The sequence below is a fragment of the Paraburkholderia sediminicola genome, assembly GCF_046026675.1.
GTDB classification, from domain to species: domain Bacteria; phylum Pseudomonadota; class Gammaproteobacteria; order Burkholderiales; family Burkholderiaceae; genus Paraburkholderia; species Paraburkholderia sediminicola_F.
In genome coordinates, this window is the sequence record NZ_JAQQEY010000001.1 from 2,799,081 (window position 1) to 2,822,278 (window position 23,198).

Below are 23,198 nucleotides of genomic sequence, written 5' to 3' on the forward strand. Positions count from 1 at the left end.
GCGATCAGTTGTACGACAGGCCCATCGCCTCGCGCACGTCGCGCATCGTTTCCGTGGCGAACTTGCGGGCCTTGTCGCAGCCGTCGGCGACGATCGCGCGCAACAGCGACGGATCGTCCATGTACTTCTGCGCGCGCTCGAGCATCGGCTGTTGCTCGCGCAGAATGCCTTCGATCACCGGCTGCTTGCACTCGAGGCAACCGATACCCGCGCTTCGGCAGCCCTTCTGCGCCCACTCGTGCGTAGCTTCGTCCGTGTAGACCTGATGCAGTTGCCACACCGGGCACTTGTCCGGATCACCCGGGTCGGTGCGGCGCACGCGTGCCGGATCGGTCGGCATGGTGCGGACTTTCTTCGTAATCGTTTCCGCGTCTTCGCGCAGACCGATCGTGTTGCCGTACGACTTCGACATCTTCTGGCCGTCCAGACCCGGCATGCGCGACGCTTCGGTCAGCATGGCCTGCGGTTCGACCAGAATGATCTTGCGCGAGCCTTCGAGGTAGCCGAACAGACGCTCGCGGTCACTCATCGACAGGCTCTGCGATTCCTGCAACATTGCCCGCGCCTGCTCGAGCGCTTCGTCGTCGCCTTCCTGCTGATAGGCGTTGCGCAGCTCGTGGTAAAGCTTGGCGCGCTTGCCGCCCAGCTTCTTCGCCGCTTCATTCGCCTTCTCTTCGAAGCCCGGTTCGCGGCCATACAGATAGTTGAAGCGGCGCGCGATTTCACGCGTCATTTCAACGTGCGGCACCTGGTCTTCGCCGACCGGCACGAGCGAGCCTCGGTACAGCAGAATGTCCGCCGCCATCAGCACCGGATAACCGAGGAAACCGTAAGTGGACAGGTCCTTGTCCTTCAGCTTTTCCTGCTGCTCCTTGTAGGTCGGCACACGTTCGAGCCAGCCAAGCGGCGTGCTCATGCCGAGCAGCAGCGCCAGTTCCGCATGTTCGGGCACCTTGCTCTGGATGAAGAGCGTAGCCTGCGCCGGATCGATGCCCGACGCGAGCCAGTCGATCAGCACGTCCCACACGTTCTTTTCGATCACTTCGGGCGTTTCGTAGTGCGTCGTCAGCGCGTGCCAGTCGACTACACAGAAGAAACACGGGTATTCGGACTGCAGCCGCACCCAGTTTTTCAGCACGCCGTGATAGTGGCCGAGGTGCAGCGACCCGGTGGGCCGCATGCCGGAGAAGATACGGTCTGGGAACATGGTTATTTAGAAAAGCGAAACAAGTGGAGTCAGAATTGCGGTAATCGCACCGTAGCCGAGCGTCACGAGCGGGCTCAGCCAATAACGCGTGAGCGTACCCGTCATGACGAGCGCCATCACGATGAAAAATCCGTACGGCTCGAGGCGCGACAGCGCGATCGATTGCCGCGGAGGCAACAGCGCCATCAGCACGCGGCCGCCGTCGAGCGGGGGCAGCGGAAACAGGTTGAGCACGCCGAGCACGAGATTCACGCCGACGCCGGCTGCCGCCATGCGCGTGAAGAAAGGCTCGTCAATCCCGCCCACAGCAAGTGCGACGCCGACCAGGCCCCACACCAGCGCCTGCACGAAATTGCAGGCCGGCCCGGCGGCCGCCACCCACAGGCTGCCCCACCGCGGATTGCGCAGATTGCCGAAGGCGACCGGCACAGGCTTGGCGTAACCGAACATGAACGCGCCGCTGGTAGCGAAGTACAACAGCAAGGGAATCGCGATCGTGCCGAGCGGATCGATGTGCCGCATCGGATTGACGGAGACGCGGCCGAGCACATACGCGGTGTTGTCGCCGAGCCAGCGCGCGACGTAGCCATGCGCGGCTTCATGCAGCGTGATCGCGAAAATCACCGGCAACGCGTAAACCGCAATGGTCTGTATCAGGGAAGAATCCATAACTCGCTATTGTAACAACGCGATTGCGTGCGTCTGTCCGCTTTCACTCATGCCGTCTCTTCGAGACCGAAGGGCGCGAGAGAACCGCGCCCTGGCCGCACCAGCACCGGCTCGGCGCCGGTCAGATCGATCACGGTGGACGGTTCACACACACACGGGCCGCCGTCGATCACCAGGTCCAGCTGTTTCTCGAGCCGTTCGCGGATTTCTTCCGGGTCGTTCAGCGGCTGGGTTTCGCCCGGCATGATTAGTGTGGAGCCGAGCAGCGGCTGGCCGAGTTCTTCAAGTATGGCGAGCGTGATCGCGTGCTCCGGCACCCGCAGACCGATGGTCTTGCGCGACGGGTGCGACAGGCGGCGCGGCACTTCTTTGGTGGCCTGCAACACAAAGACGTAGGGGCCCGGCGTGACCGATTTGATCAGGCGGTACTGGCGGTTGTCGACCATCGCGAAGTTCGACAACTCCGAAAGATCGCGCACCAGCAGCGACAACAAGGCCTTCTCGTCGAGTCCGCGAATGCGCCGCAGGCGCTCAACCGCGTCCTTGTCGTCGAGGTGGCAGGCGAGCGCGTAGCTCGAATCCGTCGGCAACGCGACGACGCCGCCGTCATTGATGATCTGTACGGCCTGTTTGACGAGGCGCGGCTGCGGGTTATCCGGATGAAGCCGAAAGTATTGGGACATTTTGACTAACGATGGCTGCGGGTGACGACGTGGCTACGGACGAAAAAGCAGACGGAAAGCCAGGCGGAAGATCGGGCGAAAGCAGGCCCCTCGGACGAAGACAGTCGCGCATATCGTGCCGCCGCGGCACGGCGCGCGATCACAGCCAGCGTTCCCAGACGGGCTTGAGATCGGAAGGCAGCGGCGGCAGCGTGCCGAGATCGACACGGCCTTCGCCGGGTGCATGGAAGTCGGAACCGCGTGAGGCTTCGAAGCCGAAGCGGCGCGCGACGTCCGCATATTCGCGGTACTGATCCGGCGTGTGGCTGCCAGTCACCACTTCGATCGCTTTACCGCCGAGGTCGATGAATTCGGCGAAGAATGCGTCGAATTCGACCGGCGAGTAGGCATAGCGCCCCGGGTGCGCGATGATCGCCTCGCCGCCGGCGGCCTGAATCCAGCCAACCGCGTCCGCCAGTTTCGCCCAGCGATGCGACACGTAGCCCGGCTTACCGTCGCCGAGATAGCGGGTAAACACGTCCTGGGTCGAGCTGGCGTAGCCGTTTTCGACCATGAAGCGCGCGAAGTGCGTGCGCGAAATCATGTCCGGGTTCGAAACGTATTTGAGCGCGCCTTGGTAGGCGTCGGGGATGCCGAGCGTGGCCAACTGCTCGCCAATCGCTTCGGCGCGCGCGGCGCGGCCGTTGCGGGTTCGCGCGAGGCCGTCGATCAGGATCGAACTGGTCGGATCGATGCCGAGCCCGACGATGTGCACCGTACGCGACGCCCACGTGACCGAAATTTCGACGCCGCTCAGGTAGCCCATGCCGAGCGCCTCAGCGGCGCTGCGCGCTTCGTGCTGGCCACCCAGTTCGTCGTGGTCGGTCAGCGCCCACAGGGTCACGCCGCCCGCGTGTGCGCGGCGCGCAACATCGGCCGGCGCGAATTGGCCGTCGGAAACGGTGGAGTGACAGTGGAGGTCGGCGTTCATCTTTGTCTTGAGAAGGTTCCGCACTCATTTTACTGCAACGCAGTAAATGGCCGCAGCGCTATCTCGCGATAGTGGCCCGCGCGCCGAAACCCTTTTGCAAGGTTCAGGCGCAGAAGCCCTCGATCAGCGCGGCTACCTGCTCGGGCTGGTCGTGATGCACCATATGCCCCGCTTCGTCGATGATCTTCTCGCGCCAGTTCGGAAAAGCCTGGAAGCGCGCCTTGAACTCGTCGAGCGGAATCTCACCGGCAATCTGTGCGAGCGTGGGCGAGTTGGCGGCCTCGACGTGCAGCACTTTCGCCGTGACCTTGCGCCAGACGGCCATCACTTCGTCGAGGCGGTACAGCGTCGGCCCACGCAGTTTGTGCGCCGGATCGGCGAGCAGCATGAAGCGCCCTTCTCCGTCCGGCCTGGACCAATGCTGCGCGAGGAACTCCGCGCGCGGCGGAATGAGGCGCGGGTTGGTCTTGATCAGACGGCCGGCGACGTCATCCAGCGACGCGTAGCGCTTCAACTGGGGCGGATCGCGCAACTCGTCGAGCCAGTTGCGCAGGCGCTTGGGCGCTTGCGCCGAGTGCGACGGCGCGAGACCGAAGCCTTCCAGATCGACCACGCGCCGCACCCGCTCCGGCCGCACGCCCGCATAGAGGCAGACGATATTCGCGCCCATGCTGTGGCCGACCAGATTGACTTCGCCGGTCGGCGCATAGTGGTCAAGCAACGCGTCCAGGTCGCCGAGGTAATCCTGGATCCAGTAGTTGCCGCCGCCGCGTTCGGCGACCGGCCAGTCCGACAGCCCGAAGCCGCGCATATCGGGAGCAATCACCTGCCAGTCGCCGCCCAGCGCGTCAACGACGAACTGGAACGACGCCGCCACGTCCATCCAGCCGTGCAGCATGAAGAGCATCGGCGCATCCGGATTGCCCCAGCGCCGCACGTGCAGACGGATGCCGCGCACGGCGACGAATTCAGACCTGGATGTATTCATGAACGGCGCGCCCGAAAAAAGAATGGTCGTTCGATTATAACGAGATAGCCGGACGATGCGTGGCGTCAGGCTATGGAAAAAGGCTTCAGTTACCCGATGCCTGGGTGGCCGGCGGGGCCGACTGCTCAGCGTCGAGGCCAGCCAGGGCGACCAGTGCGGCCAGTTCGGCCTCGTCGAAACCGGCGTCGCGACGCGCTTCGAAATTGAACGGACCGCGTAATTTCGGTGCGTGATACTGGTCGGCAAGGCGCGTGTAGGTGGCGTGCGGATCGAGGCCGCCCTCGTCGCACAGATGGCGGAACCAGCGGTTGCCGATCAGCACATGACCGATTTCATCGCGCAGGATCACGTCGAGAATCGCTGCGGACGCATGGTCTCCCGCCTGCTGCAGACGGGCGCGGATCGGCGGCGAAGCGTCGAGGCCGCGCGCTTCAAGGGTGCGCGGCACCAGCGCCATGCGCGCCAGCACGTCGGCACGGGTGCGCTCGCACATGTCCCAGAGGCCGTCGTGTGCGGGAAAATCGCCGTAGGCGTGGCCGAATTCCGCAAGCCGCGCGACCAGCAGCGAGAAGTGATGGGCCTCTTCGGCGGCGACTTTGAGCCAGTCGGTGTAGAACGCGGCGGGCATGCCAGCAAAGCGCCAGACGGCGTCGAGCGCGAGGTTGATGGCGTTGAATTCGATGTGCGCGAGCGCGTGCAGCAAGACGGCTCGCCCTTCAGGCGATTGCATGCTGCGGCGCTTCAGTTTGCGCGGATCGACCAGTTCGGGACGTGCAGGACGGCCCGGCAGGTCGGTCGGCTCGGTGAGTTCCAGATCAGCGAAGCATGCGAGGCTGCCTTCGAGCACCGCTGCGTATAACGCGCGAGCCGCGGCTGCCTTGGTTGCCGGGTCGACTTCGCGCAATGCGGCCAACGCCGCACTGCGAGCGCAGTTTGCGCGATTTGGGCAATGCTCAGGATTCGTCGACATCGGCAGAGCTGGCGGAACAGACGGAGCAGCGGAAATCATGGCAACCAGGTTGGCAAAGGGAACGACAGCAGGCGGGACCGAAGGCGCGACGGTCGCCGAAGCTGGGCGCCGGACGGCTTACGACACCGCCCGAGCGGCCCAAGCACACAACCGTTTACAATACTCGATTCGACCATCTCGCGCGCCTATGGCGCGGGGCCGGCAGGACAACCCGGTTCATCAGGGCTTTTTCGGGCGCTTTTCTGGCGTTTTGGCTTTAGCTGCCCCATTTAGCTGCCCCATTTCGTAACCGGTTTCGCAGCCCCGGGCCGCCCGCACAGCGTGTAGCGACCGATCAAGAGGAGACAGCGTGACAATTTACAAGCTTGGCGAAGCAGCCCCGACCATCCATGAAAGCGTGTTCGTCGCGGATTCGGCGAACATTATCGGCAACGTGACGCTCGGGGAAAATTCAAGCGTCTGGTTCGGCGCGACGCTTCGCGGCGACAACGAGCCGATCACCCTTGGTGCCGGCAGCAACGTCCAGGAAAACGCGGTATTGCACACCGACCCGGGCTTCCCGCTAACGATCGAGCCGAATGTGACGATCGGCCACCAGGTCATGCTGCACGGCTGCACGATCAAGGAAGGCTCTTTGATCGGAATTCAGGCCGTCGTCTTGAATGGAGCGGTAATCGGCCGCAACTGTCTGGTCGGAGCGGGCGCCATCGTCACTGAAGGCAAAGTGTTTCCCGATAATTCACTGATTCTCGGCGCGCCCGCCAAAGTGGTGCGCGAACTGACCGAGACGGATATCGCCAATATGCAGCGCGGCACGGCAAGTTATGCCGAGCGGCGCGAATATTTCAAGGCGCAGCTCGTGCGCATCGGCTAGTCAGCCGGGCGCGCGGCGCGCACGGCGCAGCATCAGGCTGCGTCATTCGACCGAGGAAAAGTTGTGAGCGACCAGTTGCAAAAATTCATGTTCAGCGCGGCGCCGGTGCGCGGCGAGATCGTTTCGCTACGCAATACGTGGCAGGAAGTGCTGACGCGCCGGGACTATCCGGCGCCCGTCCGGACGATTCTGGGCGAAATGATGGCCGCGTGCGCGCTGCTTTCGGCGAACCTCAAGTTCGACGGCACGCTCGTCATGCAGATTTTCGGCGACGGACCGGCCAAGATGCTGGTGGTGCAGTGCAGCTCCGACCTGTCGATGCGCGCCACCGCCAAGCTCTCCGGCGAAGCGGGCAATACGATCGACGACAGCACCTCGATGATCGAACTGGTCAACGCAAGCGGCCACGGCCGGTGCGTGATCACGCTCGACCCGCGCGACAAGCAGCCCGGCCAGCAACCGTATCAAAGTATCGTGCCGCTTTCGGGTGTGGACGGCCCGCTCAAGTCGATGTCCGAAGTGCTCGAGCACTACATGCATCACTCGGAGCAGCTCGACACGCGCCTGTGGCTCGCGGCGAACACCGAGCGCGCCGTTGGCATGCTGCTGCAAAAGCTGCCGGGCGACGGGGGCATCGTCCCGCATCCGGGCGATCTGGATGCGGACACGTGGGAGCGCGTCTGCACGCTCGGCGGCACGATGTCGCAAGACGAGCTGCTGAAAGAAGAACCGGCAACGATTTTCCGCCGTCTGTTCTGGCAGGAGAACGTGCAGCATTTCGAACCGGCCACGACGCGCTTCGAATGCAGCTGTTCGCGCGAAAAAGTCGGCGCCATGCTGAAGATGCTGGGCCGCGAGGAAGTGGACGGCGTGATCGAAGAGCGCGGTCACGTCGAGATTCATTGCGAATTCTGTAATCAACGGTACGAATTCGATCCGGTCGATGTGGCGCAACTTTTTGTCGCGAATGCGCTCTCACAAGGCGTGACCCCGGCGGCCGACCAGCGGCACTGAAGCGGCCAGCGGCGGCGCGTTACAGGCTGCGTTACGGCAGTAAAATGATGCGTCGCCAGCTGCTTTTTTTTGGGGCTTGGGCGGCGCATTATCGTCGATCGTTGTGTTGGATCCCGAGCGGTGCGCGTTGCGCATGTTTTGCTTAGGCATCCGACCGATGGAGATCAAAAATGAACATCTCTACTTCGCTAAAGCATTGCATGCGCTCGTTCACCGTGCTGGCAGTCATCGCCGGCAGCGCTGCACTTACGGGCTGCGTGATGGACCCACCGGGACCATCGCCGATTTATAGCCGTCTGCCGGCCGACCAGTCGGGCATGGTCAGCACCGCCCGGCCGCTCACGCCGGAAGAACGCGAGCGCTATGATGCGATCGACCGTCAGGTGCTCTCCGATCAGAATCAGGCCATTGCCGCCGAGAACGCGGCTCAGGCGTACTCACGTTATTACTCGCCGCCTGTCAGCGTGTACGGCAGTTATTACGGCGGAGGTTGGGGGCACGGCTGGGGTACGGGTGTCGGCGTAGGCTACTCACCGTATTGGGGCTGGTAAGCCGAAACGGGCACGCCCAACGATACGGCGATGGAGAGGGATGCCGGTATTGCAGCGCCGATAAAAAAGCCGCCTCACGGGCGGCTTTTTTTCGTCTTTCTACGGCTTTTGCGTTCGCTTTTACGCTCGCATTTTCGTTCGTTTCTGCGCTCAGTTTTCGCGTTAGTCTGTGAGCTCAACCAGCCCGAATACACTCAGTGCGTGGGCTTCTTCTCTGTCGCCACCTTCCCGCCATGCTTGCGATCCGGCTTCGCACGCGACTCCGGATTCGGCACCATATGCAGCGGTGCCGCCGACACCACACCACGCGTAGACGTGGTGACCGAAGGCGTGTTTGCAGCCGGCAACGGTGCGTTCGGCGCAACGAACTGCACGAACACTTCGCTGTCCTTCACCATACCCATTTCATAACGCGCCCGCTCTTCCACCGCCGCGGTGCCGTTCTGCAAATCCTGGACTTCGCCCTCGATACGCTCGTTGCGCAGCTTCGAGTCGGCGTTCTTCTGCAGTTGCTGCGCCAGTTGCTGCTGCAACTCGTGCACGCGCAACCAGCCGCCATGCCCCCACCAGAGCGGATACTGGATGAGCGCCAGCAGAACGATCAGGACAGCAGTGACAAGCCGCATGAAGTAAGCACAATAAATACACGCCGCCCTGCGCTATACGCAGGGCGGCGGGGTCAATCAGAAACGAAAGATAACCGGTTCATCGGTCAGCGCTAGCGAACAATCCATTTAGCGCAGATTGTAGAACGCCGACTTGCCCGGGTAGCTGGCGATATCACCGAGGTCTTCTTCGATGCGCAGCAACTGGTTGTACTTCGAGATGCGGTCCGAACGCGACAGCGAACCCGTCTTGATCTGACCAGCGTTCAGGCCGACCGCGATGTCCGCAATCGTCGAATCTTCGGTTTCACCCGAGCGGTGCGAGATCACGGCCGTGTAGCCGGCGCGCTTCGCCATTTCGATAGCCGCGAAGGTTTCCGTCAGCGTACCGATCTGGTTGATCTTGATCAGGATCGAGTTGGCGATGCCCTTCTCGATGCCCTCTTTCAGGATGCGCGTGTTGGTAACGAACAGATCGTCGCCCACCAGTTGGATCTTCTTGCCGAGCTTGTCGGTCAGGATCTTCCAGCCGGCCCAGTCGCTTTCGTGCATGCCGTCTTCGATCGAAACGATCGGGAACTTGTCGGCGAGGTTCGCGAGGTAATCGGCAAATTCCGTCGACGACAGTTGCAGGCCTTCGCCCGCCAACTGGTACTTGCCGTCGTGGTAGAACTCGCTCGCTGCGCAATCGAGCGCCAGCAGCACGTCTTCACCGGCGCGGTAGCCAGCCTTTTCGATGGCTTGCAGGATGGTCGACAGGCATTCGTCGTTGCTGCCGAAGTTCGGCGCGAAACCGCCTTCGTCACCCACGGCCGTGCTCATGCCGCGGTCGCTCAGGATCTTCTTCAGCGCGTGGAACACTTCAGCGCCGCAGCGCAGTGCTTCGCGGAAAGTCGGCTGGCTGACCGGCACGATCATGAATTCCTGGATATCCAGGCTGTTGTTCGCGTGCGCGCCGCCGTTGACGATGTTCATCATCGGCACCGGCAGTTGCATCGCACCCGAGCCACCGAAGTAGCGGTACAGCGGCAGGCCGGCCTCTTCAGCAGCGGCCTTCGCGACTGCCATCGACACAGCCAGCATCGCATTCGCGCCGAGACGCGACTTGTTGTCCGTGCCGTCGAGTTCCAGCAGGGTCTTGTCGAGAAAGGCCTGCTCGGAAGCGTCGAGGCCCATGATCGCTTCGGAGATTTCGGTGTTGATGTGCTCGACAGCCTTCAGCACGCCCTTGCCGCCGTAACGGCCGGCTTCGCCGTCGCGCAGTTCGATCGCTTCGCGCGAGCCCGTCGATGCACCCGACGGCACCGCAGCGCGGCCCATCGTGCCCGATTCGAGCAGCACGTCGCATTCGACGGTGGGGTTGCCTCGCGAATCGAGAATCTCTCGACCGATGATATCTACGATAGCACTCATGGTTTCCTCAAGAAATGACGTTGAATTCTTTACTGTGAAACTGCACCGGGCACAGCTGGTCTCCCCAGCACACTACGCGCCCCGATGCTTTCGACGACCATTGTGTGCATTCGCCGCGTGCCGACTGAACCGACCGGGCCGATTATGCGCGCCGATCGCGGCCCGGCAGATCGCGACACCCCGCGAACGCCTGAATCAGTTGAAATCGCTTTCGAGGAACGGCGCGCGCTTGACGGCCTGATCGAGCGTAACCAGCGTTTCGAGCAGATCGGCCATGCGGTGCAACGGCACCGCGTTCGGGCCGTCCGACTTGGCTTCCGAAGGCTTCGGATGGGTTTCCATGAAGAGACCCGCCACGCCCGTCGCCACGGCAGCTCGCGCCAGCACCGGCACGAATTCGCGCTGACCGCCCGAGCTCGTGCCCTGCCCGCCTGGCAACTGCACCGAGTGGGTGGCGTCGAACACGACCGGCGCGTTGGTTTCGCGCATGATCGCAAGCGATCGCATGTCCGACACGAGGTTGTTATAGCCGAACGACACGCCGCGTTCGCACGCCATGAAGCGGTCTTCCGAGAGACCGGCTTCACGCGCCGCATCACGCGCCTTGTCGATCACGTTCTTCATGTCGTGCGGTGCGAGAAACTGGCCTTTCTTGATGTTGACCGGTTTGCCCGAACGCGCGCAAGCGTGAATGAAATCTGTTTGACGGCACAGGAAAGCAGGCGTTTGCAGGACGTCGACCACCGACGCGACCTGCTCGATCTCGTGCTCGGCGTGCACATCGGTCAGCACCGGCAAACCGAGTTGACGCTTCACTTCCGACAGAATACGCAAACCTTCGTCCATGCCCAGACCGCGGAACGACTTGCCGCTGCTGCGGTTAGCCTTGTCGTACGACGATTTGTAGATGAACGGAATGTTCAGCTTCGCGCAGATTTCCTTCAGCCGGCCAGCCGTGTCGATCGTCATCTGTTCGGATTCGACGACACAGGTGCCCGCGATCAGGAAAAACGGCTTGTCGAGCCCGATTTCGAAATCACCCAGTTTCATGCTTTCTCCCCAACTTCCGTCGCCACGCGCGGCTGCTGATGCGCGAGCGCCGCTTCGACGAACGACTTGAACAGCGGATGGCCGTCACGCGGCGTGGACGTGAATTCCGGGTGGAACTGCACGCCGACGAACCACGGGTGCATACTGCGCGGCAATTCCATCATTTCCGGCAGATCTTCACTCGGGGTACGGGCGCTGATGATAAGGCCACCGGCTTCGAGCTGGGGCACGAAGCGGTTATTGACTTCATAACGGTGACGATGGCGTTCGTTCACATCCTTGCCATAAATCTCTTCGGCCATCGTGCCGGGTTTGATCGGGCAACGCTGCGAACCGAGGCGCATCGTGCCGCCCAGATCCGATTCTTCGGTGCGCTTCTCGACCTTCCCTTCACGGTCGTACCACTCGGTGATCAGTGCGACCACGCGGTTTTCGGTTTCCTGATCGAACTCGGTGCTGTTCGCATTTTTCAGGCCGACCACGTCGCGGGCGAATTCGATCACGGCCAGTTGCATGCCGAGGCAGATGCCGAGATACGGCACCTTCGCTTCGCGTGCATAGCGGATCGCGGCGATCTTGCCTTCGGTGCCGCGACGGCCGAAGCCACCCGGCACGAGCACCGCATCCAGATGCTTGAGGCTCTCGACGCCTTGCGTCTCGATCTCTTCCGAATCGATGTACTCGATGTTGACCTTGGTCGACGTATGCATCGACGCATGGCGCAATGCTTCGATCAGCGACTTGTACGATTCGGTCAGATCGACATACTTGCCGACCATGCCGATCGTAACTTCGTGCTGCGGATGCTCGAGCTTTTCGACGAGATCGGACCACATCGACAGATCGGCCGGCTTCGGCGTGAGCTTGAGCTCTTCGCAGATGATCGCGTCCAGACCCTGATCGTGCAGCATCTGCGGGATCTTGTAGATGCTGTCGGCGTCCCACACGGAAATCACCGCGTCTTCCGGTACGTTCGAGAACATCGAAATCTTCGCACGCTCGTCGTCCGGAATGGGGCGGTCGGCGCGGCACAGCAGCACGTGCGGGGAAATACCGATTTCGCGCAGCTTCTGCACGCTGTGTTGGGTAGGCTTGGTTTTCAGCTCGCCTGCGGTGGCGACCCAAGGCACCAGCGTGAGGTGCACGAAGCACGCGCTGTTGCGGCCCATGCGCAGGCTCATCTGACGTGCGGCCTCGAGGAACGGCAGCGATTCGATGTCACCCACGGTGCCGCCCACTTCGACGATGGCGACGTCCGGCTCACCGCACGTCGCGGAAGCCGCGCCGCGTTCGATAAACGCCTGGATTTCGTTCGTGATATGCGGAATGACCTGCACCGTCTTGCCAAGATAGTCGCCGCGGCGTTCCTTGCGGATCACCGATTCGTAAATCTGGCCGGTGGTGAAGTTGTTGGCCTTGCGCATCTTCGTGCTGATGAAGCGCTCATAGTGGCCAAGGTCGAGGTCAGTCTCCGCTCCATCTTCCGTCACGAACACTTCGCCGTGTTGAAACGGACTCATCGTGCCGGGGTCGACGTTGATGTAGGGATCGAGCTTGAGGAGGGTGACTTTAAGACCGCGCGATTCGAGGATCGCGGCGAGGGAAGCGGCGGCAATACCCTTGCCGAGGGAAGATACTACGCCGCCGGTGACGAAAACATATTTGGTCATCGCTGGATGCTCGCGGGAAAAACGGATTATACCGTAAAGCAGGGTCTCAACCCAGCAAAATCCGAGCGACATCTGTACGCGCCGATGCTACGGCGGCGGCAATTGCCATGCGCCGATCATGCACCGTTTTTTTGCCCCGGCGAGGTGTGCGGTCAGGCGCCCCGCTCCAGTTCGCGCAGCATCCGCTGCACCGCGCGCGCGGTTTCGAGCGGTTTTTCCATCGGATACAGATGGCTGCCTTCGATCCATTCCACATGACCGCCCGTCGCACGGCGCGTGGCGTCCAGACCCGCCTGGCGCACCTCCTTTGAACGCGTGCCGGCGATGAATCCCACCGGCACCGGGGCGCCGCGCGCAAGGCGGGGACCGAGCGTATGCGGCAAGGTCTTGTATATCTGATACTCGGTGCGCCGGTCGAAAGCAAGCGAACGGCCGCCGTCGAGCGAGCTCTGCGGGATGCCGAAGTCGATGTAGTCGGACAGCATGCGCTCGTCCCAGCGCGCAAACGCCGGCTTTGAATGGAAATGCCGCCATGCTTCGTCACGGCTCGCCCACTGCGTGCGGCGTGTGCGGGTGGCGGCCGCGGGCGACAGGCGCTCGTCGAGTCCGGTCCATTGCGATACGCGCAGCATGCTGCTGCGCCAGCCCGCGATTACCGGCGAATCAAGCATCACCACGCCCCTCACCCACTGTGGCTTTTTCAGCGCGGCCATCAGCGACAGATAGCCGCCCAGCGAATGGCCGACCAGCCACACCGGTTGCTCGTACGACCGGCCGACGTCGTCGAGCAGTTGCTCGACCAGATGCGGCCAGTCCTGCGTGACGGGATAACGCGCGTCGTGACCGATGCGCTCGATGGAGCGCAGTTCATAGTCGTCGGCGAGTTCGGCAAAGATCGTCCGGTAGGTCGACGCCGGAAAACCGTTCGCGTGCGAGAAGTGGATGATGTTTTTCAACTGCGACTATCTCCGTTCTGTTTTGGCACGCCGGATTGGCTCCTGGTTTTTCATCCAGGTTCCAGGCCCAGCGACGCGTTTGTTCTATCTGTACGGTCAGCGATCCATCCAGTAGCGGCGTTGCGTGTCGCGATAGCGTTCGAGCGTCAGTGCGGCGCCGTTCAGGTCCGGGCCGGTTCCGGTGTGGGCTCCCGGGCTTCCCTCGGGCCCGACGTTCGGATTCGGACCTGGACCGAAGTCCGGATTGAAATCCGGGCTGACATCAACCCGCACCGCGCCGTCTGCATCACTACGCGCAAGCTCGATGTGCCGTGCCTTGTAACGCTCGAACACACCTGCATTGGGATGATGAAATCGGTTGCGATAGCCTACCTGAAATAGCGCGACGAGCGGGTCGATAGAGTCGAGGAACGGCTCGGTCGACGAGGTCTTGCTCCCGTGATGCGGCACGACTAGCACCTGGGCGCGCAACGCATCGCGATCGCGCGCGAGCAGGATGCGTTCGACTTGCGCTTCGATGTCGGCCGTCAGCAAGGCTGTCATGCGTAATGGCGTCGGTTTAACATTTCCTGACGACGTGCTCCCGGTGGCCGCTCGGCCCTGCGCAAGCGTCATGCTCACCGTGGCAGGCGGCCTCGTCTCAGCAGCCGCCGTACTCACCCGCAACACGCAGCAATGTGCATTCGGCTTGCCTTGCAGCGGTCCGGCATCGGGCCAGAGCATCGCGAACTCGACGCCGTCCCACTGCCAGCGCTGCCCCGCCGCACAGGGCAATGTATCCGAGCCGCGTTGCTTCGCGTTCGACCACAGCGGATTTGCCGGCGCCAATGCCGCCACCATTTGGCGCACCTCGATCGCGTTCAGCACAGCCGGCGCGCCGCCCGAGTGGTCGGAGTCGGCGTGGCTGATGAGCAGCGTATCGAGCGTCGTGACGCCATGCGCCTGCAAAAACGGCACGACAACCCGTTCTCCCGCATGCGTCGATTCCGGCCCCGGCCCGGCGTCGAACAGCAGCGCATGGTGCGCCGTTTCGACCAGCACCGAGGTGCCTTGACCGACGTCGAGCGCCGTCAGACGGAAGCTGCCGTGTGGCGGTCCGGGCGGCGCCGGCAGCAGTAATGGCAGCCACGTCAGCGGTGCAGCCCAGCGCAGCGGCCAGCCGCGCGGCGCCAGACACCAGAGAACGCCGACCGCCGCCGCGGCAAGGGTCCACGTGTCCGGCTGCGGCAACCGCCAGAGCGTCCATGCCGGACCGGCCAGCATCTGCAGGCCTGCGGCGAGCAGGTCGAGCAAGGTGTGCGCGGCGCGAAACGCGTGGGCATCGAATGGGGCGGGCAACGCGACGCCCGCCAATACCGCCGGCGTCACCAGCAGACTCACCCACGGAATCGCGAAGGCATTCGCGAGCGGGCCGATCAGTGGAATCTGCGTGAACCAGTAAACGGTGAGCGGCGCAAGCGCGACCGTCACAGCGAACTGCACGTGCGCGGCGCTGCGCAGGCGTTCACCGAAAGTGCGAGCGCGGCGGTTTAAGCCGGACCACAGGCGCGAGAGCCTTGTCGGCGTCACAGCGCCTTCACCCTCTTCGTCACGGCGCTGCTCATGATCCTGCACACGGGGCCGGCCCGACATCGAGAAAAGAATCGCCGCCACCGCGCAGAACGACAGCCAGAATCCCGCCGACACGACCGCCCAAGGATCGATCAGCAGCACCAACCCCAGCGCCCACGCCAGCACCATCGATCGAGCAACGTTGCGCCCACTGATAAACGCGAGCGCAACGACACCCGCCATCCACAATGCTCGCTGCGCCGGCACGTTGAACCCGGCCAACGCCGCATGCAGCCCGGCGAACAACGCGCCGCCCGCCACCGCGACAACCTGCGCTGGCAGTAGCAACGGCCAGTTGCGACCGATGAACCCCGAACGCCGCCACACCGCGCCGGCGAGCCACGCCGCCAGGCCCGCGACAAAACCAATATGCAAGCCAGAAATCGCCACCAGATGACTGGTGCCGGTGCCGCGCATCAGAAGCCAGTCGGCCGCGCTGACTTCGTCCTGCGCGCCGATGGCAAGCGCCACCACGATCCCACGATGTGGCGCGTCGGTGAGCACTGTGCCGATGCGCGCCCGCAGCGCGGCGCGCCAGCGATCGACTGTCACGCCTGCCCCACGCGCGTTGCCTGACAACCGCACGGCGTGAGCCGGCGCACTCACGTAGCCGGTAGCGCGCACATTGCGCGCCAGCAAACTGGCTTCAGCATCGCGCACGCCGAAGTTCGCATTGCCGTGCGGGCGTTTAAGCCGCACGGTCAGCCGCCAGCGTGCGCCCGGTTCGAGCAACGGCGCAGGCGCATCTTCGGCAATCCACGACAGTTGGATCACGCGTGGAAATGCGGTGATCGGCGCATCCGCCGACTCGACTGCGAAGAGAAAACGCGCGCCCTTGTCGTCGCGCGACGGCAGACCCTTGATACTGCCGACGACGTCGACATCGCGGCCTTCCCAGGCGCTCGGCAAGCTCACTGCGAGCCGCGACTCAGCACGCCAGGCGGCGTATCCGAAGCCCACACATAAGGCCGCAATCCAAACCGCGCCCCAGCCGACGCCCGAACGCAAGCGCCCGCTGAACAAGACATGGCGCACGCGCGAATTTGCAACTGCGGCACGCGCGTCCGCGATCAGAGAAGCACCCCAGTGCAATCCGCCAGAAGGACCGCTGCACACTTCGCTCGAAGTGTCGTGGCACACGCCGCCCAGCGAGTTGCCGCGCACACTGTAGGAAAAGTAGCCGCACACTTCCCCTGAGGAGCCGCTGGCCCCTTCGCCCGAAGAACCCCGGCGCAATCCCCACACTGCTACAAGACTCGCAACGCACCCGAACAGCACCAGCACATACCACCCACCCCAATCCGGCAACGCCGCCTGCCGCTGCAGCCAGATCACACCCAACGCAAACCCGCACCACCCTGCCCGCATCCGCCCTCCGCCCAGCCATCGCCGGACGGCGCAACGCACAGCGAGCAGGCGTCAGCAAGCCCGCCAGGCGTGTGTTCCGCCCGGCGCGAATCACTCAAACCATCGCGTTCAATTATGCAGAGGAAAGTGCGAGCCGCGGCAGCGCAGCGAGCGCGTTAGCCGTTGTGCCTAGGGCGGCTTCGTCGGCGGTCATGCCGCGCAGTTGCGCGAGACCCGCGCCGATGGCCGGAATCTGATCCGGCGAGTTGCGCTGCTTGTAAATCCAGGAAGGGGCGATGTCCGGTGCGTCGGTCTCGACGACCAGTGCCTCGAACGGCAATTGCTCAGCAAGACGACGGATTTGCCGCGCCCGCTCGAAGGTCAGATTGCCACCGAAACCGAGATGCATGCCCTGGTCGATATATGCCTGAGCCTGCTGGAAACTTCCGTTGAAAGCGTGTGCGATGCCGCGATGGATCTGATGCCGCCGCAGCCCTTTGATCACCTGATCCTGCGATTTGCGCACGTGACAAATCACTGGCAGATCGAATTCGCGCGCCAGTTGAAGTTGACCGTTGTAGAAGAATTGCTGGCGCGCATCGTCGAGACCTTCGACGAAATAATCGAGGCCGATCTCGCCGATGCCGACGAATAGCGGATCGTCGAGACTCGCCTCGATTTCCATGCGCAACAGGTCGAGATCGCGCTCCTCGGCACCCGGCGTGAAGAGCGGATGAATGCCCAGCGCATACGCGCCGCCGTCGATGCGGTGCGCGAGTTCACGCACCGTCGTGAAGTTCTCGCGGCCGATCGCGGGAATCACGATACGCCCTACGCCTGCTCGACGCGCCGCATCGGCGACTTTGTCGCGATCGGCATTGAATTCGGACGCGTCGAGATGGCAGTGCGTATCGATCCACATGGCGCGCCTCGCTAGTGACAGAGATGGCGGAGCATCGCTCGCGTTCCGCGCGGTGCTTAAACCGGCACCGGCGGCTCTTCGTGCAATACCCCGTCGCGCAACCGCATGATCCGGTCGCAACGTCCGGCCAGTTCCGGATCGTGTGTGACGATCACGAAGCTGGTGTCGAGCGTTTGCGACAGTTCGAGCATCAGGTTGAACACGGTGTCGGCGGTGCCGCCGTCCAGATTACCGGTGGGTTCGTCGGCGAGTACGCAAGCGGGCTTCGTCACCAATGCCCGCGCGATCGCGACACGTTGACGCTCGCCGCCCGACAGCTCACCCGGACGATGCTTCGCCCGATGTCCCATGCCGACGCGCTCCAGCACCGCGAGCGCTTCGCGCCGCGCGGCCTCGGTCGTCATGCGGCGAATCCGCAGCGGCATCGCAACGTTGTCGAGCGCGGTGAATTCGGGCAGCAGATGGTGGAACTGGTACACGAAACCGAGCGCGCGATTGCGCAGGTCGTTACGTTCGCGCTCGGAGAGCTTCGTAAAAGGCTTGCCCATCACCGAAACATGACCGGCGCTCGGATCGTCGAGACCGCCGAGCACATGCAGCAGCGTGCTCTTGCCGGACCCCGACGCGCCGACGATCGCCAGCTTTTCGCCGCGCCGCACGTTGAGTTGCGCGTTGTTGAGTACCTGCACATTGAGGCCGCCCTGCACGAACGACTTCGAAATGCCGGTCGCTTCCAGCACATAGGGATGCAACGCGGTATTTTGATCGGCCATGGATAGGCTAGTGGAACGGTCATTCATAGCGCAGTGCCTCCGCAGGACGGACTTTCGCACCACGCCAGCTCGGATAAAGCGTCGCCAGCGCCGACATCAGGAACGCGATGATGCCGATCCGCGCCACGTCGGCGGGAATCAGTTCGGACGGCAGTTCGCTGATGAAATACACGGAGGGTGGCAGGAACTGCACGCCGAGCAGATGCTCGATCATCGGCACGAGCCACGGAATGCTCCACGCAATCAGGCAGCCAAGCGCGACGCCGGTCGCCGTGCCGATAAAGCCGATCGTCACGCCTTGCACCACGAAAATCTTCATGATCGAGCCGGGCTGTGCCCCGAGCGTGCGCAGAATCGCGATGTCAGCCTGCTTGTTGGTCACCGTCATCACCAGCGACGACACCAGATTGAACGCCGCGACCGCAATGATCAGCGTGAGGATGATGAACATCATGCGTTTTTCGATCTGTACCGCCGAGAACCACGTCTTGTTCTGCTGGGTCCAGTCGCGAATATACAAATCGCCGGACAGGCTGCGCGCCAGCTGATGCGCGACCTCCGGCGCCCGCTGCATATCAGTCAGACGCAGCCGCACGCCGGTCGGCGCGGATAGCCGGAACAGCGCCTGCGCGTCCTTGATGTTGATCAGCGCGAGCGTGCTGTCGTACTCGTAATGTCCTGACTCGAAGATGCCCACCACGGTGAACTGTTTCAGCCGTGGCAGCATGCCGGCGGGCGTGATGGTGCCTTCGGGCGCGACCAGCGTGATCTTGTCGTTGACCGTCACGCCGAGATTGGTGGCAAGGTCGGCGCCCAGCACGATGCCGAAGTCGCCCGGCACGAGGTCGGTCAGCTTGCCGCCCTTCATTTCCTTACCGATGTCGGATACTTCGGGTTCGAGCGTCGGTTCGACGCCGCGCAGCGCCACGCCGCTCACGGCGTCCTGACGGGTCAGCAGCGCCTGTGCTTCGACATATGGCGCCGCGCCGATCACTTCCTTGTTCTGGCGCGCTTCCTGGGCCGTCAATTGCCAGTTGGGCATCGAACCGGTTGGCGAAAAGATTTCGACGTGCGCCAGCACCGACAGCATCCGGTCGCGCACCTCTTTCTGGAAGCCGTTCATCACGGACAACACGACGATCAGCGCCGCGACGCCGAGCGCGATGCCCGACATCGACACGAGCGCGATGAAGGAAATGAAGCCGTTACCGGTCGTGCGTTTGCCGGCGCGGGTGTAGCGCCAGCCAATCTGCCATTCGTAGGGAAATTTCAAGCGAATCCTTTTCTGCGTTCTTCGTCTGCTCGTGGCCCTTTTGCCGCGCATGGCGGCGGCAGCTTGCGGCTGTCGCGCCTGTCATGCGGCCCGAGCGTCGTGATCTCATTGGTGTCGCGGCAACCCGGATGGTTCCGGTATGACGTTCTGGTGCCGCCCGGTGCGCCTGGCAAACCTCGCGCCACCGAAGCCATCGCCTCGCCGCTGCCGCCACTGCCGTCAATCAAGCGCGAAGTTTGCCATACAATGCCGCGAACCCGCGCAAAGGCCTTGCACGCGGGGTTCACGGCGAACACTGCGGTCAGCCGGCGCCTTTGGGCGCCGGGCGCGCGGTGGCGGCAAACCCCCTGCCAGCGGCCTTGAGCGGAGGGCCCACGACGCAGCCCTGCCTACCCGCTGTCTTGCGCAGACACGCGCCCTAACTCAGGTTGTAGCGATGGCGCAGATCGTTGATGATCCCGGCCGCCTCGCTGGTTGCAACGTCGCGCACTTCCGCATCCTTACGGTCGCGATGCAGATGGGTGATATCCCAGTTGCAGCCGTCCTCGTCCTCGACGGTCTCGTGGAAACCGGTCGGGATCCAGCCGGCCGTGGCCGGATTGGCGTCGAGCGCCTGCACGACCAATCCAAGCAGCTCCTGCTCGGTTTTCAGTTCACGCGACATGTCGGTCTCCCTCGTCATGGGCGCGGTGCCGCCGCGCGCGGCTGCTGCCATCGGCGAGGCTCGGATGAGGCGCCCGAATCCGCCGATATGGTCTGAATACTCGCACTCTTTGCCCTACAATGCGCAGCATCATGCACGCCAACCGTCTTCATCTTCTCCTGCCCTTCGCGCTGCCCGCCGCAGCGGACGCCTCCACCGCCCTGCACGACATCCAGAGTCCGGCTCTCGACCGGCTGATCGCCCGCGCGACGCTGGTCGAACGCGTGGTCGGTGAAGATTTTCAGCGTACGCTGCCGCACGAGCGCTGGGTGGCGCGCCAGTTCGGCGCGCTGCCGAGCGGCGCGGCGGCCGCGGACGAAGCGCCGCTCGCGCCGTACATGCTGCGCGCCGATGGCGGCGAGCCCGGCAACGCCACGTGGGCCTGCGTGCAGCCGGTGCACGTGCGTATCGCGCATGACCATCTGGTGCTAATCGATCCGGCCTCGCTCGAACTGTCCGACGACGAAGCCAGCGTGCTGCTGGCGGTCGCCCGGCCGTTGATCGAGGAACTCGGCGTGCGCATCGAAGCGCCGAAGCCCACACGCTGGTACTTGTCGGGCGACGGCTTCGGCACGCTGGCAGGGGCGTCGCCGTTGCGTGCAAGCGGTCGCAACATCGAAATCTGGCTGCCGCACGAGGCCCATTCCGGCGAACGTTCACGCGCCTGGATGAAGCTCCAGAACGAAGTCCAGATGGCGTGGTTCGAGCATCCCGTCAATGAAGCGCGCGAGGCGCGTGGCCTGCCAGCTGTCAACTCGATCTGGTTTCATGCACAAGGCGCGGCGCAGCCGGTGAGGAGCCCGTTCGCGCAGGTGTTTTCCGACGCGGCGGCCACGCGTGGCCTCGCCATGACGTCTGGCGTCCAGACCGCGGCACCGCCGGCGTCGTTTGCGGCGTTCCAGGCCGCTTCCGCGGCGAACGGCGCCTCGGGCAACACGTCGGTTGGCGCATCCGCCGACACACATGCCAACGGCGCCACGCTGGTCGAACTCGATCCTTTCTCCGCGCCTTACATCGAGCAGGACTGGGCGCGCTGGAACGACGCCTTCGCCGCATTGCAAACCGACTGGTTCGAACCTGCGCTACAAGCGCTGCAATCCGGCCAGCTAAACGAACTCGCCCTGACACTGTGCGGCGACACCGGCTCGGTGACGCTCACGATCACGCGCGGCGACCTGCGCAAATTCTGGCGACGGCGCGTGTTCGCGTCGCTGTTTATCGAATGATCCACGGCCTTTCCGAATGACTCGAATCGTTACGCGCGCCTCGTCACCCGTCGACGCCGAAGTCCTAACCCGCCACGGCCTGCATCCGGTGCTCGCGCGTCTGTATGCCGCGCGCGGCGTGTGTATGCCCGATGAAATCGAAACCGGTCTCGCGCGGCTCGTGCCGCCCGCCGGGCTCAAAGGCTGCGAAGACGCCGCCGTGCTGCTCGCCGATGCAATCCAGGGCAAGCGCCGCATGCTGGTGGTCGCCGACTACGACTGTGACGGCGCCACCGCCTGCGCGGTCGCGGTGCGCGGCCTGCGCATGTTCGGCGGCCAGATCGAATATCTGGTGCCGAACCGCTTCGAGTACGGCTATGGCCTCACGCCTGAGATCGTCGCGCTGGCCGCCCGCAGTGAGTCGGGCAAGCCGGAACTGCTGATTACGGTCGATAACGGCATCGCCAGCGTCGACGGCGTCGAAGCGGCCAATGCGCTCGGCATCGACGTGCTGGTCACCGATCACCACCTCCCCGGCGACGAACTGCCGGCGGCACGCGCGATCGTCAATCCGAACCAGCCGGGCTGCACGTTCCCAAGCAAGTGCATCGCGGGCGTCGGTGTGATGTTTTATGTGCTGCTGGCATTGCGCGCGGAATTGCGCCGCCGCGGCGCCTTCAACGACGATTTCCCCGAGCCGCGTCTGGACGGCCTGCTCGATCTGGTCGCGCTCGGCACGGTGGCCGACGTGGTCAAGCTCGACGGCAATAACCGCGTGCTGGTCGCGCAAGGTCTGCAGCGGATCCGCAAGGGCAAGATGCAGCCGGGCATCGCCGCCCTCTTTCGCGCGGCCGCGCGCGACGCCCGCAGCGCCTCGGGTTTCGACCTCGGTTTCGCGCTTGGGCCGCGCCTGAACGCGGCCGGCCGCCTGTCGGACATGTCGCTCGGCATCGAGTGCCTGACCACGGACGACATCGGCCGCGCATGGGATCTCGCGCAACAACTCGATACGATGAACCGCGAGCGCCGCGAAATCGAAGCCGGCATGCAGCAGCAGGCGCTCGAAGACCTCTCGGCTATCAATCCTGAGGGCGCGACCACCATCACGCTGTTCAATCCGGGCTGGCACCAGGGCGTGATCGGCATCGTCGCCGGACGGTTGAAGGAAAAATTCCACCGGCCGTCGTTCACGTTCGCGCTCGCCGACGACAGCGGCCAGCTCGTCAAAGGCTCGGGCCGCTCGATTTCGGGCTTCCATCTGCGTGACGCGCTCGATCTGATCTCGAAGCGCGAGCCGGGCCTGATCGCCAAATTCGGCGGCCACGCGATGGCCGCGGGCCTGACGATGGCCGCCGCCGACGTCCCGCGCTTCACCGCCGCGTTCGAGGCAGTGGGCCAGGAATGGCTCTCCGAAGAGGCGCTCTCGCGCACGGTCGAAACGGACGGCGAACTCGAAGACGCCTATTTCACGCCGCAATTCGTCGAAATGCTCGACGCCGCCGTATGGGGCCAAGGCTTCCCGGCGCCGGTGTTTTCCGGCGAGTTCGACATTGCGTCGCAGGCGCTGGTTAAGGACAAGCATCTGAAGCTGCAACTCGTGCGCGGCCGCCAGCGCTTCAACGCGATCTGGTTCAATCACACCGATACGCTACCCGCACGCACCACGGTCGCCTACCGGCTCGCCAGCGACACGTGGAATGGCGTGTCACGAGTGCAATTGATCGTCGAGCACGCGGCGAGCTAG

Annotated in this window: 21 protein-coding genes; 5 read left to right on the plus strand and 16 right to left on the minus strand. The window is 63.7% G+C overall.

Annotated elements, in window-relative coordinates:
- Positions 1–4 precede the first annotated feature (4 nt).
- From PQQ86_RS12015 to PQQ86_RS12040, 6 genes are all read right to left on the minus strand, one after another.
- Positions 5–1,207: a tryptophan--tRNA ligase gene (locus PQQ86_RS12015; RefSeq protein ID WP_408266835.1), complete on the minus strand. Its 1,203-nt coding sequence runs from the start codon at positions 1,205–1,207 to the stop codon at positions 5–7.
- 6 nt (positions 1,208–1,213) lie between these two features.
- Complete coding sequence (locus tag PQQ86_RS12020; protein WP_097389683.1) at positions 1,214–1,876, minus strand: site-2 protease family protein; 663 nt, start codon at positions 1,874–1,876, stop codon at positions 1,214–1,216.
- Positions 1,877–1,923: 47 nt separating this feature from the next.
- The gene (locus PQQ86_RS12025; RefSeq protein ID WP_097389684.1) at positions 1,924–2,559 is read right to left on the minus strand and encodes an L-threonylcarbamoyladenylate synthase; all 636 of its coding nucleotides are present in this window, start codon (positions 2,557–2,559) and stop codon (positions 1,924–1,926) included.
- A 139-nt stretch (positions 2,560–2,698) separates the two neighbouring features.
- Positions 2,699–3,529: a 3',5'-nucleoside bisphosphate phosphatase gene (locus tag PQQ86_RS12030; RefSeq protein ID WP_408266837.1), complete on the minus strand. Its 831-nt coding sequence runs from the start codon at positions 3,527–3,529 to the stop codon at positions 2,699–2,701.
- A gap of 103 nt (positions 3,530–3,632) precedes the next feature.
- Positions 3,633–4,517, minus strand: a complete 885-nt coding sequence (locus PQQ86_RS12035) for an alpha/beta fold hydrolase (protein ID WP_408266839.1) — start codon at positions 4,515–4,517, stop codon at positions 3,633–3,635.
- Positions 4,518–4,602: 85 nt separating this feature from the next.
- Positions 4,603–5,526 carry a ferritin-like domain-containing protein gene (locus PQQ86_RS12040; RefSeq protein ID WP_408266841.1) on the minus strand — a complete coding sequence of 308 codons (924 nt, stop codon included), beginning with the start codon at positions 5,524–5,526 and terminating at the stop codon, positions 4,603–4,605.
- 310 nt (positions 5,527–5,836) lie between these two features.
- Between PQQ86_RS12040 and PQQ86_RS12045 the strand changes: the two genes are divergently transcribed.
- From PQQ86_RS12045 to PQQ86_RS12055, 3 genes are all read left to right on the plus strand, one after another.
- Positions 5,837–6,361 carry a gamma carbonic anhydrase family protein gene (locus PQQ86_RS12045; RefSeq protein ID WP_200565520.1) on the plus strand — a complete coding sequence of 175 codons (525 nt, stop codon included), beginning with the start codon at positions 5,837–5,839 and terminating at the stop codon, positions 6,359–6,361.
- 63 nt (positions 6,362–6,424) lie between these two features.
- Entirely contained in the window at positions 6,425–7,375 is a 951-nt protein-coding gene (gene hslO, locus PQQ86_RS12050; protein WP_408266844.1) for an Hsp33 family molecular chaperone HslO, read from the plus strand.
- A gap of 170 nt (positions 7,376–7,545) precedes the next feature.
- Positions 7,546–7,926 carry a hypothetical protein gene (locus PQQ86_RS12055; protein ID WP_408266846.1) on the plus strand — a complete coding sequence of 127 codons (381 nt, stop codon included), beginning with the start codon at positions 7,546–7,548 and terminating at the stop codon, positions 7,924–7,926.
- A gap of 194 nt (positions 7,927–8,120) precedes the next feature.
- Here PQQ86_RS12055 and ftsB read toward each other — a convergent pair whose 3' ends face one another.
- From ftsB to PQQ86_RS12105, 10 genes are all read right to left on the minus strand, one after another.
- Positions 8,121–8,552 carry a cell division protein FtsB gene (gene ftsB / locus PQQ86_RS12060; protein WP_408266848.1) on the minus strand — a complete coding sequence of 144 codons (432 nt, stop codon included), beginning with the start codon at positions 8,550–8,552 and terminating at the stop codon, positions 8,121–8,123.
- Between the two features lie 108 nt (positions 8,553–8,660).
- The gene (gene eno / locus PQQ86_RS12065; protein ID WP_097389692.1) at positions 8,661–9,944 is read right to left on the minus strand and encodes a phosphopyruvate hydratase; all 1,284 of its coding nucleotides are present in this window, start codon (positions 9,942–9,944) and stop codon (positions 8,661–8,663) included.
- A gap of 195 nt (positions 9,945–10,139) precedes the next feature.
- On the minus strand, positions 10,140–10,994 hold the full coding sequence (gene kdsA / locus PQQ86_RS12070; RefSeq protein WP_097389693.1) for a 3-deoxy-8-phosphooctulonate synthase: 855 nt from the start codon (positions 10,992–10,994) through the stop codon (positions 10,140–10,142).
- Positions 10,991–12,664, minus strand: a complete 1,674-nt coding sequence (gene pyrG, locus PQQ86_RS12075) for a CTP synthase (RefSeq protein ID WP_408266851.1) — start codon at positions 12,662–12,664, stop codon at positions 10,991–10,993. Before pyrG ends, kdsA begins: the two co-directional genes overlap by 4 nt.
- A gap of 152 nt (positions 12,665–12,816) precedes the next feature.
- Positions 12,817–13,620 (minus strand): alpha/beta fold hydrolase, encoded by an 804-nt coding sequence (locus PQQ86_RS12080; protein WP_408266853.1) that lies wholly within the window; start codon positions 13,618–13,620, stop codon positions 12,817–12,819.
- 96 nt (positions 13,621–13,716) lie between these two features.
- Positions 13,717–16,599 carry a DNA internalization-related competence protein ComEC/Rec2 gene (locus tag PQQ86_RS12085; RefSeq protein WP_408266855.1) on the minus strand — a complete coding sequence of 961 codons (2,883 nt, stop codon included), beginning with the start codon at positions 16,597–16,599 and terminating at the stop codon, positions 13,717–13,719.
- A 112-nt stretch (positions 16,600–16,711) separates the two neighbouring features.
- On the minus strand, positions 16,712–17,500 hold the full coding sequence (locus PQQ86_RS12090) for a TatD family hydrolase (RefSeq protein ID WP_408266857.1): 789 nt from the start codon (positions 17,498–17,500) through the stop codon (positions 16,712–16,714).
- A gap of 56 nt (positions 17,501–17,556) precedes the next feature.
- The gene (lolD, locus tag PQQ86_RS12095; RefSeq protein ID WP_408266859.1) at positions 17,557–18,300 is read right to left on the minus strand and encodes a lipoprotein-releasing ABC transporter ATP-binding protein LolD; all 744 of its coding nucleotides are present in this window, start codon (positions 18,298–18,300) and stop codon (positions 17,557–17,559) included.
- Positions 18,293–19,546: a lipoprotein-releasing ABC transporter permease subunit gene (locus tag PQQ86_RS12100; protein ID WP_408266861.1), complete on the minus strand. Its 1,254-nt coding sequence runs from the start codon at positions 19,544–19,546 to the stop codon at positions 18,293–18,295. Before PQQ86_RS12100 ends, lolD begins: the two co-directional genes overlap by 8 nt.
- Positions 19,547–19,964: 418 nt before the next feature.
- The gene (locus tag PQQ86_RS12105; protein WP_408266863.1) at positions 19,965–20,261 is read right to left on the minus strand and encodes a hypothetical protein; all 297 of its coding nucleotides are present in this window, start codon (positions 20,259–20,261) and stop codon (positions 19,965–19,967) included.
- Between the two features lie 68 nt (positions 20,262–20,329).
- On the opposite strand from PQQ86_RS12105, the gene PQQ86_RS12110 reads away from it, so the two are divergent.
- Both PQQ86_RS12110 and recJ read left to right on the plus strand, forming a co-directional pair.
- The gene (locus PQQ86_RS12110; protein ID WP_408266865.1) at positions 20,330–21,475 is read left to right on the plus strand and encodes a regulator; all 1,146 of its coding nucleotides are present in this window, start codon (positions 20,330–20,332) and stop codon (positions 21,473–21,475) included.
- A 16-nt stretch (positions 21,476–21,491) separates the two neighbouring features.
- Positions 21,492–23,198, plus strand: coding sequence for a single-stranded-DNA-specific exonuclease RecJ (recJ, locus tag PQQ86_RS12115; RefSeq protein ID WP_408266867.1), 1,707 nt, complete (start codon positions 21,492–21,494; stop codon positions 23,196–23,198).